The sequence below is a fragment of the Chryseobacterium sp. OV279 genome, from assembly GCF_900128945.1.
Classification (GTDB): Bacteria; Bacteroidota; Bacteroidia; order Flavobacteriales; family Weeksellaceae; genus Chryseobacterium.
In genome coordinates this window covers 829,623-849,578 of sequence record NZ_FQUD01000003.1, presented here as the reverse complement: position 1 = coordinate 849,578, position 19,956 = coordinate 829,623, and the positions used below count along the sequence as shown (strand labels likewise).

Here is a 19,956-nt window from a genome sequence, read left to right as displayed (position 1 = left end):
AAATTGTTATATAGTAATGTTTTTAAGTGATATTTTTTTTAATTAGAGTAAATGTTCTATATTTACCGGCATAATTAATAAAATAAAAAAAATATCATGAAAAGAAATCTACTATTGAGTTTGACATTACTTTCCGCAGTGTCTTTTTCTGCGCAGGTTCTGGAATTTGACAATTATAATTCTTATACCAATGGGAATGTTGGAACCAATACAACAGGTGCGTCGATGGGACAGGGAAGTATGTATCTATCCGGTGGAGCAGCAGCTGACTATCAAATCGTGACGGGTGACGCAGCACACGGAAAATATCTTCAGATCATTGGGGGTAATGAAGGAACTGCGCTTTCTTCCAGAGCGGCTTATAAAGGCAGTTTTGCTACAGCCTGGGCAGCTAGAACCCCGGGTAATAATATCGTTAAAGGGAAAGTGGATATTTTTACGGGAACATCTACCAATCAACACGCTTCAGGAGTAGGCGTATTTGGGGTTACGGATGGTATCGTGGGTATCAGATATAACTCTGAAACTAAAACAATTAATGGATTAGCCTATCTCGATGTTCCGGGACAAAGCGGATTTTATAATATAACCGGTATTACAACGAATACCTATCCTGCTAATACATGGGTGACTTTGGCATACACGTATAATAAAACATCGGGAGAAATTACGTATCAGATTGGTAATGAAATACCGCTTGTATTGGCCGTAGATGGAGCTGATACCGTAGCAGGTCTTGATCCTGCCAGATTCAGAGTCTTAAGTTCTCCTACAAGAGCTACGGCAACAGGGCCTATTAATGCAGGACCAACCACTTTCGGAATTGATAATTATGTAGTAACAGCATCTAACTCAATTACATTAGGAACTTCTGATGTTGAAACTAAAAAAGCTTCCGTTATAGCGATTGGACCTAACCCAACTGCTGATTATTTAAATATCCTTACAGACTTAAAGATAACCAATCTTGAGATCTATGATATTTCCGGAAGAAAAATTTCTGCTCAGCTTGAGGGAAATAAAGTAGATGTAAAGAATCTTAATCCGGGAACTTATATCCTGAACTTTGAAACGAAAGAAGGCAAAACTTCTGAGAAATTCATCAAAAAATAATTCTGATCAATCTTAGTATCAGTAAAACGCTCCATTCGGAGCGTTTTTTTTGTTTTAAAAAGTACCTGAAATCAGGTAGAAATAAATACTGTTTTTTAAGGATTGATTATTTACTGTTATCAGAATAGCTTTGCTCAACATTGATGAAAAAGAATTTTATACGTAGAAATGAATGAGATAAATAATAATATCAAATTAAAAAATATGTTATGAGAAAAGTTTTATCAATTAATGCGCTTTTATTGGTTTTATGCCAGACATTGAATGCCCAGACCTTAGAAAGCGATCATTTTAATTCCTATATTATAGGGAATGTGGGTACAGATATCACCGCGACTGACCCCGGGCAAGGCGGATTTTATACTGATTTTGCAAACGGATCTAATTCAGAAGCACAGATTGTAAACATAGATGCCGCTCACGACAAATCTTTGCAGCTTACCGGAAGCGCAACGGCGGCCGGAACAAAGTATATGTGGAAGAAAGGACTGGGGGCAGCGTGGGCCGCAAGAACGGCAGGAAATGATATCCTTAAGCTGGAATTTAATTTATACACGGGAAGTGCTACAGGTGGTGCAGGTAGAGCAACGGTTTTAGTGTATGACGGAACAACTCATAAAACCCTGCTTGGCGCTGGCTATGATTATGCTTCACGAAGAACGGTAGGCATTGCAAATTATACCAATACGACGACAGGGGTAACAGGGAACATCCTTTTTTATCTGGAGCCCAATACCTATACTTATCCTGCCAATACATGGATTACATTAAAATGTACATTTAATAAAACGACAGGAACAGTGGTATGGACAGGTCCCGGAGGAATGCTTTACAGCCCTGCCGCAAACTATGTACCAGCTGCGGCTGGGGTAGATCCTTTTGAAATGGATTTCGTTTCAGTGGTTAATGCGGGAAACACAGTGGCTCATATCACTTCTTTTGACAACTATGCACTGACTGCTACGAATAATACGGTGTTAGGTACAAAAGAAGCTATTGTAGAAGAAAATAATATTTCAATTTATCCTAATCCTGCGACTGATTTTATTACGGTAGAATCGAAATCACAGATTATAAAAGCTGAAATTGTTGATATGGCAGGAAGAAAAATGCACGCCAAATTTGATCATCATAAAATTGACGTAAGGAATCTTAGTCCGGGAACTTATATTCTTAGTATTGAAACCAAAGGAAATACATGGTCTAAAAAATTCATTAAAAAATAGAATACTGATAAATCTTAGTAGATATAAAACGCTTCAATTGGAGCGTTTTTGTTATTTTAGAGCATTAAAATTCAAAAATATGTCAGATCAAAAAGTAGCTTATATAACCGGAGGAACCAAAGGAATAGGTTTCGGAATAGCAAAGATACTGTTGGAAAACGGGATCTCAGTCGCGTTTTCAGGGCGTAAAAGAGATGATGTAGAGAAAGCGGAAGAGGAGCTCAGAAAGTATTCTGAAAATGTCCTTGGGGTGGTTTCGGATGTAAGAAGTCTCGAAAGTGAAGAAGAAGCCGTAAAATATACTCTCGCAAAATTCGGAAGACTGGATTTTGTCATTGCGAATGCAGGCTTAGGAATCTTCAAACCTGTAGATGAGTTGACAGCCGAAGAATGGAATGATATGATAGAGACCAATCTGACCGGGGCTTTCTATACATTAAAAGCTTCCGTAGAAGCATTGAAAAAAACAGAAGGGTATTATATTACAGTATCAAGTCTGGCAGGAGCCAACTTCTTTGAAAACGGAACAGGCTATAATGCTTCAAAATTCGGAGTTGTAGGATTTACTCAGGCGGCGATGATTGATCTCAGAAAATACAATATCAAATCTACCGTTATTATGCCCGGATCTGTAGCCACTAATTTTAACGGCAACGTTCCTTCTGAAAAAGATAACTGGAAGATACAGCCCGAAGATATGGGGAATCTGGTGCTCGATATTTTAAGAATGAATCCGCGCGTATTGCCCAGCAAGATAGAGTTTAGAGCAACAAAACCAGCCTAGTAAAAGCATTTAATGTATTGAATAGTAAAAAAATAAGTATTATGCATGCATAATATATTTTTTAATTATATTAGCAAAAGTAAAATATAACAAAATCTCAGCATAAAACAGTAAGGTTTTTTATGCATTAATGGGAAAAAATAAAATAGTACACATGAAAATATTAGTTTGTATCAGTAGTGTTCCAGATACTACTTCCAAGATTAACTTTACGGCAGATAAGTCTGCTTTCGACAAAAATGGAATTCAGTGGGTAATCAATCCTTTAGATGAATTTGCATTGACAAAAGCGGTTAAACTTCAGGAATCTCAGGGTGCAACTGTAACAGTGATCAACGTAGGAGATGCTGCTACAGAACCGGTAATCAGAAAAGCATTAGCTATTGGTGCCAATGATGCAGTAAGAGTAAACCTTGATCCTAAAGACAGCTATTCTACAGCGAAAGAAATTGCTGCTGTAGCTCAGAACGGAGGATATGATCTTATCCTTTGCGGAAAAGAATCTATTGACTACAATGGAGGATCTGTTCCGGGAATGGTAGCTCAGTTATTGAATCAGCCATTCGTAAATGCATCTGTAGGATTAGATGTAAACGGAAGCGAAGCGACTGCAGTAAGAGAAATTGAAGGTGGAAAAGAAACTATATCAGTAAAATTGCCTGCCGTGATCGCAGGACAAAAAGGATTGGTAGACGAAAAAGACCTTATCATTCCGAACATGAGAGGGATTATGTCTGCAAGAACGAAGCCTTTACAGGTTACAGAGCCAACTTCTTCTGAAGTGAAAGTTCAGGGAGTATCTTATGACAGCGTTCCACCAAGAGCGGCTGTGAAAATGGTTTCTCCTGACAATCTTGATGAATTGGTAAGATTACTTCACGAAGAAGCGAAGGTAATCTAATCTTTTAATCCTTAATTTTTTAATCTTTAAATTTTAAAAAAATGGCAGTATTCGTATACGCAGAAAATATAAACGGAGTTTACAAAAAAGCAGCTTTTGAAGCAGTTTCTTATGCTAAAGCGGTTGCAGACCAGGCAGGAGACACGGTGACAGCAATCTCTGTAAACCCTACAGATTCTTCAGATTTATTGTATAAATATGGAGCATCAAACGTAATCAATATCAAAGATGAAGGTCTTAAAAGCTTTTCAGCTAAAGCATTTGCTCAGGCTGTAAGTGAAGTGGCAGACGGAAACACAATTGTTTTCCCTCACACGACAGACGCTTCTTCTATCGCTCCAATGCTTGCGGTAATGAAGAACTATTCTTTAATTACCAATGTTTTGGAAGCTCCTGAAAGCCTTTCTCCGTTCCAGGTGAAAAGAAGAGCTTTCTCAGGAAAAGGGTTCATGCATGCAAAAGCAGAAGGAAACGGGGTGATCATCACTGTTTCTCAAAATGCTTTCGGAGTAAAAGAAAACGGAGTGTCAGGTTCTGAAGAAGTTAAAAATCTTTCAGTAGCGAATGAAGATACTAAAGTGATTTCTCACGAGCAGAGTTCAGGTAAATTAGACCTTAAAGAAGCAGAAGTAGTAGTGTCTGCAGGTAGAGGGATGAAAGGTCCTGAAAACTGGGGAATGGTTGAAGATCTGGCTAACGTTCTTGGAGCTGCTACAGCTTGTTCTAAGCCTGTTTCTGATATCGGTTGGAGACCTCACACAGAGCACGTAGGACAGACAGGTAAAGCGATTTCACCTAACCTTTATATTGCAATAGGTATTTCCGGAGCTATCCAGCACTTAGCTGGGGTAAACTCTTCTAAGACTATTGTAGTAATCAACAACGACGCTGAAGCACCATTCTTCAAGTCTGCAGATTACGGGGTAGTAGGAGATGCTTTCCAGATTATTCCTGCATTAACAGAGAAAATTAAAGCAATTAAAGGATAAAAAAGTCAATAGTGAATTTTGCTTCGCAAGTCAATAGTGAATTTTAAAATTGACACGAAGTAATTCACAATTTACAATTCACATAAAAAATAAAAGCTCGGGCTTTTCCGGGCTTTTATTTTTGCGTAAAAAACTGAAATCACAATAAAAAATTAATCTATATTTGTAGCTATGGATTATAAGCAGCTAATTATTCGCGGAATATCGTACAGCCAGACACAATCGGGGGCGTACGCTTTGTTACTGGAGCATGAAGAAACACATATAAAATTACCTGTTGTCATAGGAAATTTCGAGGCTCAGTCCATCTCTCTCGGACTGGAAAAAGACATCCATCCGCCTCGTCCGCTTACCCATGATTTATTCACAAAATTTATAGTTTCAGCCAATTACGAATTGGTTTCAGTGATCATTTACCAGATCGTAGACGGCGTATTTTTTTCCAATATTAATTTCAAAAATAAAGCTAACGAAGAAGAACTGATCCTTGATGCAAGAACCTCAGATGCGGTGGCCATGGCCGTAAGATTTGACGCGCCTATTTTTACCACTCAGCAGGTTCTGAATGAAGCAGGAATCCTTTTGGAACTGGAAGATGTTTCAAAAGAAGAACAGCCTTTCTCAGAAACGGTACAGTCAGAAGACAATCTGAAAGCCGTATCGATGGAAGAACTTCAAAAATTACTGGATGAAGCCGTAAAGGAAGAAGACTTTGACACCGCTTTGGAAATTCAGGAAGAAATTAAAAGGAGGAAAAAGAAAATTGACTAAAAGAGATACTTTATACTAAACTATGAATTTAAAATTACGACTGACCATCCTCAGTTTTCTCCAGTTTTTTGTCTGGGGAGCATGGCTGATTACGATGGCTAATTTTTGGTTCGGTACAAAACACTGGGACGGAACCCAGTTCGGAGCCGTTTTCGGAACAATGGGAATAGCTTCTATTTTTATGCCGACCATCACCGGAATTATTGCCGACCGCTGGGTGAATGCAGAACGCATGTTTTCGGTACTGCATATCCTTTATGGGGTTGTGCTTTTTATACTGCCTCATTCCGCTGATCCTAATTCTTTTTTCTGGCTGATGCTTCTGGCGATGTGCTTTTATATGCCGACTATCGCTCTTGCGAACTCCATTTCTTACACCATCCTGAAAAACAGCAACCTCGATGTAGTGAAAGATTTCCCGCCGATCCGTGTATGGGGAACCATCGGGTTCATCGTAGCGATGTGGATTACCAATCTTACTGGAAACAAGGCTACGGAAGGACAATTCTATATTGGAGGAGCCATTGCTGTATGCTTAGGAATCTATGCGCTGACTTTACCAAAATGTCCGCCACAGAAACTAATCGATAAAAGCGCTCCTTTATCGGAACAGTTAGGACTGAATGCATTTAAGCTTTTCGGAAGCTATAAAGTGGCTTTATTCTTTCTGTTTTCAATGCTTTTGGGAGCAGCCCTTCAGCTGACGAATGCTTACGGAGATGTATTCTTAAGTGAGTTCTCTCATTTTCCAAAATATGCAGATTCTTTCGTAGTTCAGAGATCTACGATTATAATGTCTATTTCTCAGGTTTCCGAGACTTTATTTATTTTGGCGATTCCTTTCTTTCTGAAGAAATTCGGAATTAAAAAGGTAATGCTGATGTCGATGCTGGCGTGGGTACTTAGATTTGGGTTCTTTGCTTATGGAGTTCCGGATGGATTCGGACTTTCTCTGATTATCTTCTCATGTATCGTTTACGGAATGGCTTTTGATTTCTTCAATATTTCAGGTTCTCTTTTCGTGGAAACAACTACTGATAAAAAGATCCGTTCATCTGCTCAGGGATTATTCATGATGATGACCAACGGTTTTGGGGCTCTTTTCGGGAGTTACATCGCAGGTTGGGCTATTGATAAGTTTTTTACCCACAGATTTACGAACGTTGCAGACCTGACCACTTATCTTGACACGACTCCGGATAATCCAACATTCCTGCAGATTCTTAAAGACAGCTTCAATTCAGCGGTTAATGCTGATGGGACGCTTTCTTCCGTAGTTATGGTAAAAGACTGGCAGAACATATGGTTGTCTTTCGCCATCTATGCATTGGTTCTGGCTATATTCTTCGCCATTTTATTCAGACATAAACACAATCCGGAAGAAGTTTCTTCAGTGAAACATTAATTCTACCGGACTGATTTTTAAAATATTAAATTGCACTTTTGAAAAAAGGTGCAATTTTTTTTTATTTTCAGGCAACCTTTTAAAATAAATTCCGTCTTATAGATAGAAAACGATACATGGAGCATCTCGAAAAGAATTTTGTAATGGCTAAAAAGCAGGACCGCAAGGCCCAGAAAGCTCTGTATGAGATGTTTTCAGCTAAAATGCTGGCCATATCAAATTCTTATACGAATAATATCCATGATGCAGAGGATATCCTGATCAACGCATTTATGAAATGCTTTACCAAGCTGGATGAATGCAGAGACTGGAAGAGTTTTCCGTTTTGGCTGAGGAAAATTGTGGTCAATGATTCCATAAGCTTTGTCAGGAAGAGCAGGAATATCCTGTATGCCGATATAGAAATCGCAGATGATTATTATGATGAAGATGTGGATGAACGACTGGAGGAAATCAATATTGAGGAAATATTTTCACAGATGCCAACGGGATACAGATTGATTTTCAATTTATATGTCTTTGAAGAAAAAAAGCATCAGGAAATCGCAGAGATTCTGAATATTTCAGAAGGGACCAGTAAAAGCCAGCTGAGCAAAGCAAAAAAATGGCTTACCGAATTTTTAAAAGCAAAAGAAAATGAAAAAAGAGATACGGAAACAGTTAAAGTCTGATTACGAGAGGCTCGAAAGAAGCCCTTCTGAGGATCTTTGGGACAGACTGGACCAGAAGTTGGATGAGAACTCTGATGCGCCATTAAAACAGTCTTTTCAGTGGTGGAAATATGCTGCCGTGATATTGTTGTTCATCTCTGCTGGAACGTTTATTTATTTCAACAATTATAAAACGAAATTTGATTATAAGGAAACGGATTATGCCGTGAAAAAAGGTATTGAAAAAACAGTCAATCCAATCAATACTGATTTTGAAAACCCATCTGTTATTTCAAATGACCCGCCGGTTGAGAAGAATGAAGTGAAAATAGTCAGTGAAGATCACAGAAAAAATACCTCTGATAAAGCCTTGCCTCCAACAAAAGAAAAGAAAATAGCAGAGACTCAGGTTACACAGCATAAAGAACAGACTCATACGTTGAAGCAGCCGGAAAATATTTTCGTTAATCCGGGGAAGGTTGAAAATATTACTCCATCCAACGCTCCTGTAATTGCGGAAGTTAATAAGTCAAAACAGAATTATATCAATCCCGATGAACTTCTTCTGGGAAGAGAATTTGACAAAGCCAGGGAAAAAGCCAGTAAGGATGAACGGAAACTGGGAGCTTTCAAGTTCGATAAAGTTGTTCCAAATGTAGGAAATGTAACCGTTTTAGGAGTGACCGTTTACCTGGAATCTAAATAAATCTTAAACTTTTATAAAATCAAAATACTGTCCTGAAGTATGGACAGAGGTAAAATATTGTCTAAAAATTAAAAAAATAAATATGAGAACAAAACTAATTTTAATGGCTGCTGTAATGGCTTTTACATACGGTGCCGCCCAGGAAAAACAAAATGTGAATCCGCAGATTAAAATCTATTCAAAGAAAATTGACAGCATTGTGGTTTCGGAAAAATCCAAAATGAATGCAGAGCTCGATATGATCGATAAAGATTTTAAAGATAAAAAAATCACTTCGGAAGAGAAGCAGAAACAACGTACTGAGATTGCTTCGAAATACCAGCAAACCATTAATGAAAAAGTAGATGCTCAGCAAAGCGAACTGCAGTCTGCTACAAAAGAAATGGTTAAAAATGCAGTCTTTATGGATCGGGACAGCATTCATAAAAATGAAATGTGGGTGGGACTTAACGGGCTTAATATGAAACTGGGACAAAGGAGAAAGACCAATCCGATGCATTCTTTAAAGACAGTGGAGCTTTCTGTCAGTATGATGGGAACTGGCCTGACTTCCAAAAATCAGCCATTTAATTTTTATGATAAGAATTCTGATACGAGAAATACGATTATCAACTCTTCACAAATGGCATTGAGATATGAAGGTCAGGTGGGAGGCTTTAAAAGTCCTGTATTTTACCGTGTCGGCCTCGGAATGAGATTTGACCAGTATGTTCCTAAATATGGAAAGGTTTTCAAACAGGAAGACAACAATCTGTTCGTAGATGATTTTGACCGTGGTAATTTGAAGAAAACCCAGTTCAATAATACCTATCTTTATGTACCGGTAGATTTAAGATTTGTATTGAATCCAAAATATGTGGAGTATAACGGAGTTGAATATCTTGATAACAAAAAGAAGCAGCTGAGCCTGGTAATGGGAGTATATGGCGGCGTGAAAATAGGAAGTGTGAACTACATTAAATATTCCAACGAAAATTCCAGAAGAATTGTAGAAAGAGAAAGAATAATGCAGGGCGTGAATGATTTTATTATAGGTGGGAAATTCGGAATCAGCTATGGCAGTCTCAAAGTATTTGTTCAGAAAGATTTTACGCCTGTGTTCAATGACAGTGCGCTTCTGAAGAATAAATATGGAGTGCAGATCGGTATAGAATTCGTTAATATCATTTTTTAATTACATAATAAAAAACGATATTTATTGTAAATAGTATATTTTTAATTGATTTTTATTGATGCTAACGAATGTTTGTACGCCAATCATCCGTTTTTAAAACACACTGTTTATAAGTGTGTTTTTTTTTGTATTTTGGCACTTTAGTAAATATGAAAAATATTCAGTTATTAGGATTGATTTTAGTAGTGGCAGGCAGTTTTCTGCCGCTTGTACATGTTCCCATTATCGGAAACTGGAACTATTGGAAACTAGATCATTATCTGGCCATTGCCTGCTGGATTTTTGCGGCATGTGCCGTTTTTGGGATTGTGAACAACAATGCGAAAGTGGTAAGATTTTTTGGAGTATTGCTGATTCTGCTATTTGCTTTCACATTGGTGGCCGTCAAAATGCAGTCTCTGGAATATTTCAGCTTTCTGCCATTTAAATCCTGGAGAGAAGCTTTTGCAGGAGTTGTAAAACTGAAGTGGGGATGGGCAGTAGAGTTTTTAGGAGCTTTCCTGATGGTTTTCGCTATAGGCGGTAAAAAAGTAAATAAACGTACACAGATATAACATACATCGATATGAAGCATTTAAAAATAGGAGCAGCAGCTTTATTTATGGTGGTATTTTCGCAGGCTAAATCTCAGTCTACAACATTTGATAAGCCGGACCAGCCAGCCAAATGTAAAAGTATTAGAGATGGAAAGTTTCTGCGGGCCAACTATCCTGAAGAAATATGGCATATGACTGTTAAGGGTAATATTCAGACGGAATATTTCAATAATGGGAAAGATCATATCAAATCAACGCTTGTTTTTGTAGATGACTGTAATTACAAGGCGATAGTTCTGGAGAAATCAGACAAAAATGATCCGGTGCAGATTGGAGATGTTTTCAATAATCAGATTATAGAAACGCAGGACAACTCACTGAAAGTACAGTCTAGAATTGAAAAAGACCAATTCGAGGTGGTTTACATAAAGGTAAAAAAATAGAATAGTATAATGAGGCCGTAAGGCAGCATTTTGTTTAAAAAAGTAAAATATAATACACATGAAAGAAGTATTCATTGTTTCCGCAGTAAGAACACCTATCGGGAGTTTTATGGGAAGCCTTTCAACGGTTCCTGCTACGAAGCTGGGATCTGCTGCTGTAAAAGGAGCATTAGATAAAATCAATCTTGATCCGAAAAATGTTCAGGAGATTTATATTGGAAATGTGCTGCAGGCAGGAGAGGGGCAGGCGCCGGCCCGTCAGGTGGCATTGGGTGCAGGTCTGTCTATTGAGACGCCTTCTACTACAGTAAATAAAGTATGTGCTTCAGGGATGAAAGCGGTAACTATGGCTGCACAGGCTATTAAAGCAGGTGATGCTGAAGTGATCGTTGCCGGAGGTATGGAAAATATGTCTTCAGTTCCTCATTACTACAATGCTAGAATCGCTACTAAATTAGGCGATATCAAAATGCAGGATGGAATGGTACTGGATGGCCTTACAGATGTTTACGGTAAAGTTCATATGGGAGTATGTGCTGAGAAATGTGCTGTAGATTATGGTATTTCAAGAGAAGATCAGGATAATTTTGCGATAGAGTCTTATAAAAGATCAGCAAAAGCATGGAGCGAAGGGAAATTTACGGAAGAAGTAGTTCCTGTAGAGATTCCTCAGAGAAAAGGAGAGCCTGTTATCTTTGCTGAAGATGAAGAGTACAAAGCAGTAAACTTTGACAGACTTCCTACACTTCCTACAGTATTCAAAAAAGAAAACGGGACAGTGACAGCAGCTAATGCATCTACTTTAAATGACGGTGCTTCTGCTTTGATCCTTGTATCTAAAGAAAAAATGGAAGAATTAGGACTTAAGCCTTTAGCTAAAATCGTTTCTTACGCAGATGCAGCTCAGGAGCCTGAAAACTTCACAACTGCCCCTGCAAAAGCGCTTCCAATTGCTCTTAAAAAAGCAGGTTTAGAGATTTCAGATATCGATTTCTTTGAATTCAACGAAGCATTCTCTGTAGTAGGTCTTGCTAATAATAAAATCTTAGGACTGGATGCATCAAAAGTTAACGTAAACGGAGGAGCAGTAGCCATCGGACATCCACTGGGAAGTTCAGGATCCAGAATCATCGTGACGCTGATCAATGTATTGAAGCAAAATAATGCTAAATACGGCGCTGCAGCTATCTGTAACGGTGGTGGAGGAGCTTCTGCTATCGTGATTGAAAATATGTAAAATTCTCTTACAGAATATTTTGCCATTAAGGAATCGATAATTTTTCTAAATTCTTATCGATTTCTTAATGGTTTTTCTATTTTTGTGCTACTAATATTTATTTGAAATGTCTGAAATTGAGAATCAACAACCTCAAAACATAAAAAATAATCCTCGGATTATGAAAGCCTGGGCCGTATACGACTGGGCGAATTCTGTTTATTCACTGGTGATTACATCCACTATTTTCCCTATTTATTATTCCATACTCACCACAGCTTACGAGAAAAAGGAGTACGTGGAGGAAACAAAATCCTGGATTGATGTTCCTGTAAGGCATATGATCAAGATTTTCGGGAAAGAATATCAGCCGGATGCGGTATACGGATATTCACTTACGATATCATTTTTTATCGTAGTGTTGCTTTCTCCGTTCCTGTCTTCACTGGCGGATACGATTGGAAATAAGAAATCATTTCTGCAGTTTTTCTGTTATCTTGGGGCTACCTCATGTATGGGATTAGCTATGTTTACTGGGATGCACAATGTATTTCTGGGGCTCCTCTTCAGTATTACGGCGAGTGTCGGGTTCTGGGGAAGTCTGGTGTTTTACAACTCTTTTCTGCCGGATATTGCGACCCGGGATAAGCAGGATGCACTTTCTGCAAAAGGATATGTGTATGGATATTTAGGTTCTGTAGTTCTGGTGGTGATCTGTCTGGTACTGATCCAGGTTTTTGCAAAAGGAGCGGCACAGCAGCTTTTATTTACAAGAATCAGCTTCCTGTTGACCGGCGCATGGTGGTTTGGGTTCTCCCAATACACGTTTAAGCATCTTCCGCAATTTGGGGATGTGAAAGAAAAACTTCCAAAAGATTTAGTGCTTTTAAACTATAAGAATATCTTTAAAAAGCATGAAGAGCAAGGAGGTTTCTTTGAAGTTTTGAAAGATAATATGAGCTTCTACAAAGACATTGCGAAGGAAAGTTTCCATGAACTGTTCAAAGTAGGGGGTGTATTGTTTAAAGATAAAAACCTTAAATTCTTCCTTTCCAGTTTTTTCTTTTACAGTGTAGGGATGCAGACCATTTTCTTAATGGCGACCTTATTTGGGAAAAGTGAAATCAATCTGGCTCAGGATAAACTAATCGGAACGCTATTGGTCATTCAGATCGAAGCCATTATCGGAGCTGTTATTTTCTCCAGATTATCAAGAAAAATCGGAAATAGAAATGTCATCTCGATCGCTATTGTATTATGGATCGTTGCCTGTCTTTGGGCTTACTTCCTGAACAAGGAAAATCCTACGGTAGAATATCAGTTCTATGGAGTAGCAGCGGTAGTCGGATTGGTAATGGGCGGACTTCAGGCGATGTCAAGATCTACCTATTCAAAACTTCTTCCGGAAGACTCTATGGAAAATACCACCTATTTCAGTTTCTATGATGTATTGGAAAAAATAGCGATTATTATCGGAACATTCATCTTTGCTACATTGATCGAGCATTTCAATAATATGCGTATTGCTGCGCTTTCCATGACTTTATTTTTCGCGACAGGTCTCGTCCTGATCCGTTTTCTTAAAGTGAATATGTTGAAAGAGAGAGATACCCTGTAAAACAGCGATATTTTTAAAGCTTGTTTTAATAAAAATATAAGATGTCTTAAGTGTAAGGCATCTTTTTTTATTCAGTGATGGAGGATAAAAGAAAACCGTTAAGTTTTATAAATTGCCAGACTGTAGAATAGATGTATGTTTTTATATGTTAAATGGAATCAGGGAGATTGCTGGCATTTTAATTGTATCAGACTTGAAAAATAAATTAATATGAAAATTATGAAAAAAACACTGGCTCTGGGTATTATTTTAGTTGGAATCAATATGACGTGTGCACAGACAACAACGAAAATCAAAACCAAATCTGCTCATGGTAAAAGTGTGCAGACTGATAAAAAAATTGAGGTTGATGGTGTGGGAAATAAGCAGACTTATTCGTCAGATGGAGGAAATGCATCAGTAGAAGGAGTGGATAATGTAATTACCATCACCGGTTACACTGGAAAGCTGGAAGTATCCGGTTCCGGCAATACAGTCTATGCAGATAAGGTTTCCCGTATAGAGCTGGAAGGATCCAATAACAGGGTGTTCTATAAAACATCTCCCACAAAGTCAGGAAAAGCTGAAATTTCCTCAACAGGAGTGGGCAATAGTGCCGTGAAAAAATAGCAGAAAATCTCCAAACAAAGATAAAAACAGGAGCTGAATGTAATTATTCAGCTCCTGTTTGGTTAATATAATTCTATTGTCTCCGATGAAGATATTTATAAACCGTTATTTATTTGTTGTGATTTATCTTAAAATCAAATCGAATTGTTATTTATTTTTCACTAAATATTGATTTTTTTTGTTTATTTGTAGATCTAATTCAATGAAAAATGATTAAAAAAATTCTACTTTTATGTCTGATAGGATGCTTTGCCTTTGGTTTCTCGCAAAGCTTGAGACCCATTGCGCAAAAAATTACTGAATACCATGCAGAGAAAAATACTTTTCAAAAGTATGATCTGTTTGAGGTTAATAAGAATTCTCCTAAGTTTGCTGAATACAAAAGAGCAGCGACGGACATTACAGCCATCACGGTAAAATCTGCAGAACTGAAGAAGCTGGTCAAAGAAAAACCCGAATACCTTGAAATTAGTTTTCCTTTCGATGGAGGCAAACAGATCACTGTGGAACTTTATAAAAACCAGATTTTCACCAATGAGTTTAAAGTGGTTACCAACAAAGGGGAGATCGTGAATTATACGCCGGGTGCTTACTACATCGGAATTATCAAAGGAGATCATACCTCAGTTGCTGCCTTTAGTTTCTTCGATAATGATATCGTAGGCGTAGCTTCTACTTCTGAGCTGGGGAATGTAGTCCTCGGAAAAGCAAAAAATTCAGAAGATTTTGTAAGCTATTCCGAATCTAAACTGACAGGAGCTAATCCTTTCGTATGCGGTGTAGATGAACTCAAAGAAAACCAGGCCAAAAATATCTCATATGATCCGTCTTCAAATAAAAAAGCAATGACGGAAAACTGTGTGAGAATTTATTATGAGGTATGTTTCAAGCCTTATCAAAATAATAACTCTGATGTAGCCACTACGACTAACTGGCTTACCGCTGTTCATAACAATATTGCTGCACTTTATAGCAATGATGAGATCAGAGTAGCATTGAATGAAATCTATATCTGGACCACTCAGGATCCTTACACAGGAACACCCAATGCGAATCTTTCCAGCTTTAGAAATAACAGACAGACCTTTAACGGGGATCTTGCCCACCTGATCAATGCTCCGGCTACGACCAGTGTGGCGTACATCAATTCTCTATGCGGAACTTACAAGCACGCGTATTCAGGAATTTCTCAGACCTATTCTGAGGTGCCGGTATATTCCTGGACTATTCAGGCGATGACGCACGAAATGGGGCACAGTTTAGGATCTCCTCACACGCATGCCTGTGCATGGAACGGGAATAATACAGCGATTGACGGATGTGGAGCTCAGGCAGGTTACAGTGAAGGTTGTACAGGCCCAATTCCTTCCACAACGGTTAAAGGTACCATCATGAGCTACTGCCACTTAGTTGCAGGGGTAGGAATAAGCTTTAGTAATGGTTTTGGACCACAGCCGGCAGCCTTAATCAGAAGTACTATTGATTCAAAGCCTTGTCTGGGAACCAATTGTACTACGGCATGTGGAACGACGATTACCCAAATGAATATTTCAAATATTACCCAGGTTTCAGCCAATGCAGCATTTACTGATGCTGTTTCGACGACATGGAAATATAAACTTAACAAAATGGATGGAACACTTGTAGAATCTGGAAATACCACATCTCAGGCGCTCAATTTCAACAATCTGCAACCCGCAACTTATTATAATCTGTCTGTTGGCACAACCTGTTCTGCATCCAATGCTTTTCAGAGAACACAGGTATTCCTTACAGATGCTGCATGGTGTGCAGGTGCTCTGTTTACAGATACCGGTGGCCAGACTGCAGGCTATGGAAATAATGAAACCATCGTTAAAACATTTTATCCGGCTTCCGGAGCCCTTACAATGAGCTTTACAGAATTTGCACTGGAACAGGATTATGATTTTATGTATGTGTATAATGGCCCTTCCACAGCTTCTCCTTTGTTTGCCAATGGAAATAATCTGACAGGGAATACAGTACCTGGCCCATTCACTTCTACCCATTCTTCAGGAGCTATTACGGTAAGGTTTGTATCTGATCCGGGCGTTACAGGAAACGGCTGGAAAGCTGGTTTTTCATGTGCTGTCTTGGGAGTTGATGATGTTACTAAAACCGATAACACCATAAGTATTTACCCGAATCCTGCTAAAAGTATAATAGTTATTTCATCTAAAGATGCTTTGAAATCATATAAAATTTATGATGAATCAGGACGACTGGTCATTTCAGCTTCTTCATTAAAAGGGAATAAGCAGGAAGTTAATATTTCCTCGATCCAGACAGGGAATTATATTGTAACTGTGGAAACGGATAAACAAACGGTGAATAAAAAACTGATTAAACATTAAGAAAAGTAAGGAAGTACGATGTTTGAAGGGAAATTATGGAGAATAAAAATTGAAAAAGTAAATAGTATTTTGACCATTTCAAATGATGTTAATGATCAGAGATGATAAAACCAATATAGCTTCCATCATCCTTTTTCCATCTTGCAATCTTAATAAAAAAAGCCTGATTATTTCAGGCTTTTTTGCTGTATTGAAGCTAAAAACTTTTTTTTATACATAAATAAATTGGAATTCGGCGTGGGTTTTGCTTATATTCAGCGGAATAATTTTAACTTTGTAAAAAGATTTATTGTCAAAATGACGAACCCTCTATTTTATGCAAAAATAATTCTGTTCGGAGAATATGGGATGATTGAAGACTCCCAGGGGCTTGTAGTACCTTACAGTTTCTACAAGGGAACCCTTAAATTCTCAGATTTGAGTTCTGAATTTGAACTTAAATCCAACAGACATCTGCAGAAATACTCTGACTTTCTTGCAGCGCTTGATCTTTCTGATGATTTTCAGTTGGATATTGAACGCTTGAAAAACGATATTACATCCGGACTTTTCTTCGATTCTAACATCCCTCAGGGATATGGTGTGGGAAGTTCAGGAGCTTTAGTAGCAGCTATTTTTGAAAAGTATGCGCTGAACAAACTGGATCCGGAGCAAATCTCAAAAGATAATCTGAAGAAATTAAAAACCGTTTTCGGGGAAATGGAAAGCTATTTCCATGGTAAAAGTTCTGGAATGGATCCATTGATCTGTTATATGAACCTGCCAATCCTTATCGAAAATAAAGAAAACCTGGACCGGGTTTCCATTCCGGAAGGTGAGGAAGGAAAAGGTGCCATATTCTTAATCGATAGCGGTATAACGGGCGAAACCGGACCAATGATCCAGATCTTCTTTGAAAAAATGAAAACGGAAGGTTTCCGTAAGACATTAAAAGAAGAGTTTATCCGTTACAACAATGCCTGCATAGAATCATTCCTTAAAAAAGATATGAATCCTTTCTTCAGAAACCTGAAAAAGCTTTCTCACTGGGCGTATGAACATTTCCGTCCTATGATTCCTGAAAGTATTTTCAACATCTGGAAAAAAGGACTGGACTCTAATGCCTATTATCTGAAACTCTGCGGAAGCGGCGGCGGCGGATATATCCTGGGCTTTACCAAAGACTATGCGAAAGCAGAAAAAATGCTTGACGGCTTCCAGAAAGAAGTGATCTACAGATTTTAATTAGGTTGGAATGAATTCTGAAAAAGAAACTTTCCAATCTAAAAATTATGTATCAAAATCTATATTTTACAGATTTTCACAATTCGTGGGCTTTCTGATCGGTGCAAGGTTTTTTGTAGCAATACTGCTTACTTTTGCCCTGTATGTTTCTACCTTTTTCCTTTTTAATCAGGATGAAACTTTCAGAAAATTCGTCTTCGATTTTAAAGTTCACGGTATTATCTTCTGTACGGTTATAACCATTCTGGCTGGCGGAATTATCAATCAGTTTTACGATCTGGAAAAAGATCATGTGGTAAAACCTTTCCGGACCAGAATTCAAAGCTTCATCAAACAGAAATATTTTTTATACGCTTATCTTGTTTTGACAGCGATATCCCTTGGTGTCGCATGGATGATTTCCCATAAAGTTTTTGCATTCTTCCTGGTCTATCAGTTTTTTATGTGGTTTTACAGCCATAAACTGAGCAGGATTTTAATCATCAACAACCTCACTTTTGTAAGTCTCACACTGTATCCTTTTTTCGGAATGATGGTCTATTATGAAACCTTTTCCAAGAAGGTGGTGCTGATGGCTATTTTTCTGTTCCTGATTCTTTTATGCATAGATATTGTGAAGGATATGCTGACCAAAAGTGTGGACAAAGCATTTGGATACATAACGATTCCGAACTATTTTAAAACCAGAAATACTCAGATTATCATTATTTCTTTATTGGTCGTTACAATGGCTGTTTCTATGAAACTTATTGCCAAAACAGGGATCTCAGGTTTTATGGCCTACTATTTTACGGGAGGACTGTTTGTAATGATCCTGTGCATTTATCTGTTGCTGGATTCATCCAGAAGGAGTAAATTCTTTACACTCAATATATTAAGGTTCTGGGTTTTTGTCGGAATTATCGCAATGCTGCTGAACGGAATTGAGAGCAAATTATAGAAAATTTTCTTTAAATAAACTGAGGTTATTATTACCTTTGCAAAACTAAATTTAATAAAAAGGAATGCCCATTTTTAACGATACTAAAGTTGCATTTGCAGACAAGTCTGATGCACAATTGAGAAAGGCGTACTGGATGTTTAAGATGATTGAACAGCCTGCTCTTACCAGCCTTGGAACTTCTGTCCTTAATTTTACGGTACACAACAATTTTCCTTTCGTGACCGGAATTGTGAAAAGCACTTTGTTTGAACAGTTCTGCGGAGGGGAAACGCGTGAAGAAAGTATGAAGGTGGTGAAACAGCTTTTCAAAAGAGGAGTGGGAAGTATTTTCGATTATTCTATTGAAGGTAAAGAAGATGAAGAAACTTTCGATGCGGTATGCAAAGAGATTAAAGATATCATCAGATTTTCTGTAGGAAATCCTGCGATCCCTTTTATTGTATTTAAACCAACGGCTTTTGGAAGAATTGATCTGTACGAAGCAGTAGGAAATGGTTCAGAATTGACGTCAAGTCAGAAAGAAGAATGGGCGAGAGTGGTCAAAAGATTTGATGAAATATGCAGTCTTTGCCATGAACATGACAAAAAAGTAATGGTAGATGCCGAAGAAACCTGGATGCAGGATGCGGCAGATCATCTATGTGAAGAGATGATGGAAAAATACAACCAGGAAAAGCCCATCGTTTGGAATACCATCCAGATGTACAGAACCGGAAGACTGGAATATATGGAGGGAAACCTTCAGAGAGCCAGAGAAAAAAATTACTTTATCGGGTATAAGATTGTACGTGGAGCCTATATGGAAAAGGAAAGAGCAAGAGCTGCTGAAAAAGGCTATGCAGATCCGATCCAGCCCACTAAGGAAGCTTCAGACAAAAACTATAATGCCGGAATAGATTTCGTGATGAATCATCTGGACAAAGTATCGGCATTTTTCGGTACCCATAATGAGATTTCATCCGAACTGATCATGGATAAAATGAAAGCTAAATCTCTTGAAAATGGCAATCCACACATCTATTTTGGACAGCTTTACGGGATGAGTGATAACATTTCATTTTATCTGTCGGATAAAGGCTATAATGTGGCTAAATATCTGCCTTATGGACCTGTTAAGGATGTTGTTCCTTATCTTACCAGAAGAGCAAGAGAAAACACTTCTGTAGCCGGCCAAACGGGGAGAGAACTTGGGCTGATCAAAAAAGAACTTGAAAGAAGGAGAAAATAAGAATATCCTTTTATAAATATACCGGACCTGCAGTAATGCAGGTCT

19 protein-coding genes are annotated in these 19,956 nt (G+C 38.0%); all 19 read left to right on the top strand.

Going from position 1 to position 19,956, the window contains the following annotated elements:
• Positions 1–96 precede the first annotated feature (96 nt).
• The 19 genes from BUA72_RS16340 (at position 97) to BUA72_RS16250 (ending at position 19,911) form a co-directional block, all read left to right on the top strand.
• Positions 97–1,113, top strand: a complete 1,017-nt coding sequence (locus tag BUA72_RS16340; RefSeq protein ID WP_072923945.1) for a T9SS type A sorting domain-containing protein — start codon at positions 97–99, stop codon at positions 1,111–1,113.
• Positions 1,114–1,322: 209 nt separating this feature from the next.
• A complete protein-coding gene (locus BUA72_RS16335; protein WP_072923944.1) occupies positions 1,323–2,339 on the top strand; it encodes a T9SS type A sorting domain-containing protein in 1,017 nt (338 codons plus the stop codon).
• Between the two features lie 79 nt (positions 2,340–2,418).
• A complete protein-coding gene (locus BUA72_RS16330) occupies positions 2,419–3,123 on the top strand; it encodes an SDR family oxidoreductase (protein WP_072923942.1) in 705 nt (234 codons plus the stop codon).
• Between the two features lie 154 nt (positions 3,124–3,277).
• Positions 3,278–4,024 carry an electron transfer flavoprotein subunit beta/FixA family protein gene (locus BUA72_RS16325; RefSeq protein ID WP_034725666.1) on the top strand — a complete coding sequence of 249 codons (747 nt, stop codon included), beginning with the start codon at positions 3,278–3,280 and terminating at the stop codon, positions 4,022–4,024.
• Positions 4,025–4,065: 41 nt separating this feature from the next.
• Positions 4,066–5,013, top strand: a complete 948-nt coding sequence (locus BUA72_RS16320; RefSeq protein ID WP_072923941.1) for an electron transfer flavoprotein subunit alpha/FixB family protein — start codon at positions 4,066–4,068, stop codon at positions 5,011–5,013.
• 171 nt (positions 5,014–5,184) lie between these two features.
• The gene (locus tag BUA72_RS16315; RefSeq protein WP_034725399.1) at positions 5,185–5,784 is read left to right on the top strand and encodes a bifunctional nuclease family protein; all 600 of its coding nucleotides are present in this window, start codon (positions 5,185–5,187) and stop codon (positions 5,782–5,784) included.
• Positions 5,785–5,806: 22 nt separating this feature from the next.
• On the top strand, positions 5,807–7,189 hold the full coding sequence (locus BUA72_RS16310) for a nucleoside permease (protein WP_047455451.1): 1,383 nt from the start codon (positions 5,807–5,809) through the stop codon (positions 7,187–7,189).
• 116 nt (positions 7,190–7,305) lie between these two features.
• The gene (locus BUA72_RS16305) at positions 7,306–7,860 is read left to right on the top strand and encodes an RNA polymerase sigma factor (RefSeq protein ID WP_047455449.1); all 555 of its coding nucleotides are present in this window, start codon (positions 7,306–7,308) and stop codon (positions 7,858–7,860) included.
• Positions 7,826–8,545, top strand: coding sequence for a hypothetical protein (locus BUA72_RS16300; RefSeq protein ID WP_072923939.1), 720 nt, complete (start codon positions 7,826–7,828; stop codon positions 8,543–8,545). Before BUA72_RS16305 ends, BUA72_RS16300 begins: the two co-directional genes overlap by 35 nt.
• A gap of 82 nt (positions 8,546–8,627) precedes the next feature.
• Entirely contained in the window at positions 8,628–9,719 is a 1,092-nt protein-coding gene (locus BUA72_RS16295; RefSeq protein ID WP_072923938.1) for a hypothetical protein, read from the top strand.
• A gap of 149 nt (positions 9,720–9,868) precedes the next feature.
• The gene (locus BUA72_RS16290) at positions 9,869–10,273 is read left to right on the top strand and encodes a hypothetical protein (protein ID WP_072923936.1); all 405 of its coding nucleotides are present in this window, start codon (positions 9,869–9,871) and stop codon (positions 10,271–10,273) included.
• An 11-nt stretch (positions 10,274–10,284) separates the two neighbouring features.
• Entirely contained in the window at positions 10,285–10,698 is a 414-nt protein-coding gene (locus BUA72_RS16285) for a hypothetical protein (RefSeq protein WP_139259631.1), read from the top strand.
• Positions 10,699–10,756: 58 nt separating this feature from the next.
• Entirely contained in the window at positions 10,757–11,935 is a 1,179-nt protein-coding gene (locus tag BUA72_RS16280) for an acetyl-CoA C-acyltransferase (protein ID WP_072923933.1), read from the top strand.
• A 106-nt stretch (positions 11,936–12,041) separates the two neighbouring features.
• Positions 12,042–13,532, top strand: coding sequence for an MFS transporter (locus BUA72_RS16275; RefSeq protein ID WP_047455438.1), 1,491 nt, complete (start codon positions 12,042–12,044; stop codon positions 13,530–13,532).
• 219 nt (positions 13,533–13,751) lie between these two features.
• Positions 13,752–14,141: a DUF3060 domain-containing protein gene (locus BUA72_RS16270; protein ID WP_175548909.1), complete on the top strand. Its 390-nt coding sequence runs from the start codon at positions 13,752–13,754 to the stop codon at positions 14,139–14,141.
• Between the two features lie 209 nt (positions 14,142–14,350).
• A complete protein-coding gene (locus BUA72_RS16265; RefSeq protein ID WP_072923932.1) occupies positions 14,351–16,516 on the top strand; it encodes a T9SS type A sorting domain-containing protein in 2,166 nt (721 codons plus the stop codon).
• A gap of 297 nt (positions 16,517–16,813) precedes the next feature.
• Positions 16,814–17,740 (top strand): mevalonate kinase family protein, encoded by a 927-nt coding sequence (locus tag BUA72_RS16260; protein WP_047455523.1) that lies wholly within the window; start codon positions 16,814–16,816, stop codon positions 17,738–17,740.
• Positions 17,741–17,750: 10 nt separating this feature from the next.
• On the top strand, positions 17,751–18,680 hold the full coding sequence (locus tag BUA72_RS16255) for a UbiA family prenyltransferase (protein ID WP_072923930.1): 930 nt from the start codon (positions 17,751–17,753) through the stop codon (positions 18,678–18,680).
• A gap of 64 nt (positions 18,681–18,744) precedes the next feature.
• Complete coding sequence (locus BUA72_RS16250) at positions 18,745–19,911, top strand: proline dehydrogenase family protein (protein ID WP_072923929.1); 1,167 nt, start codon at positions 18,745–18,747, stop codon at positions 19,909–19,911.
• Positions 19,912–19,956 lie beyond the last annotated feature (45 nt).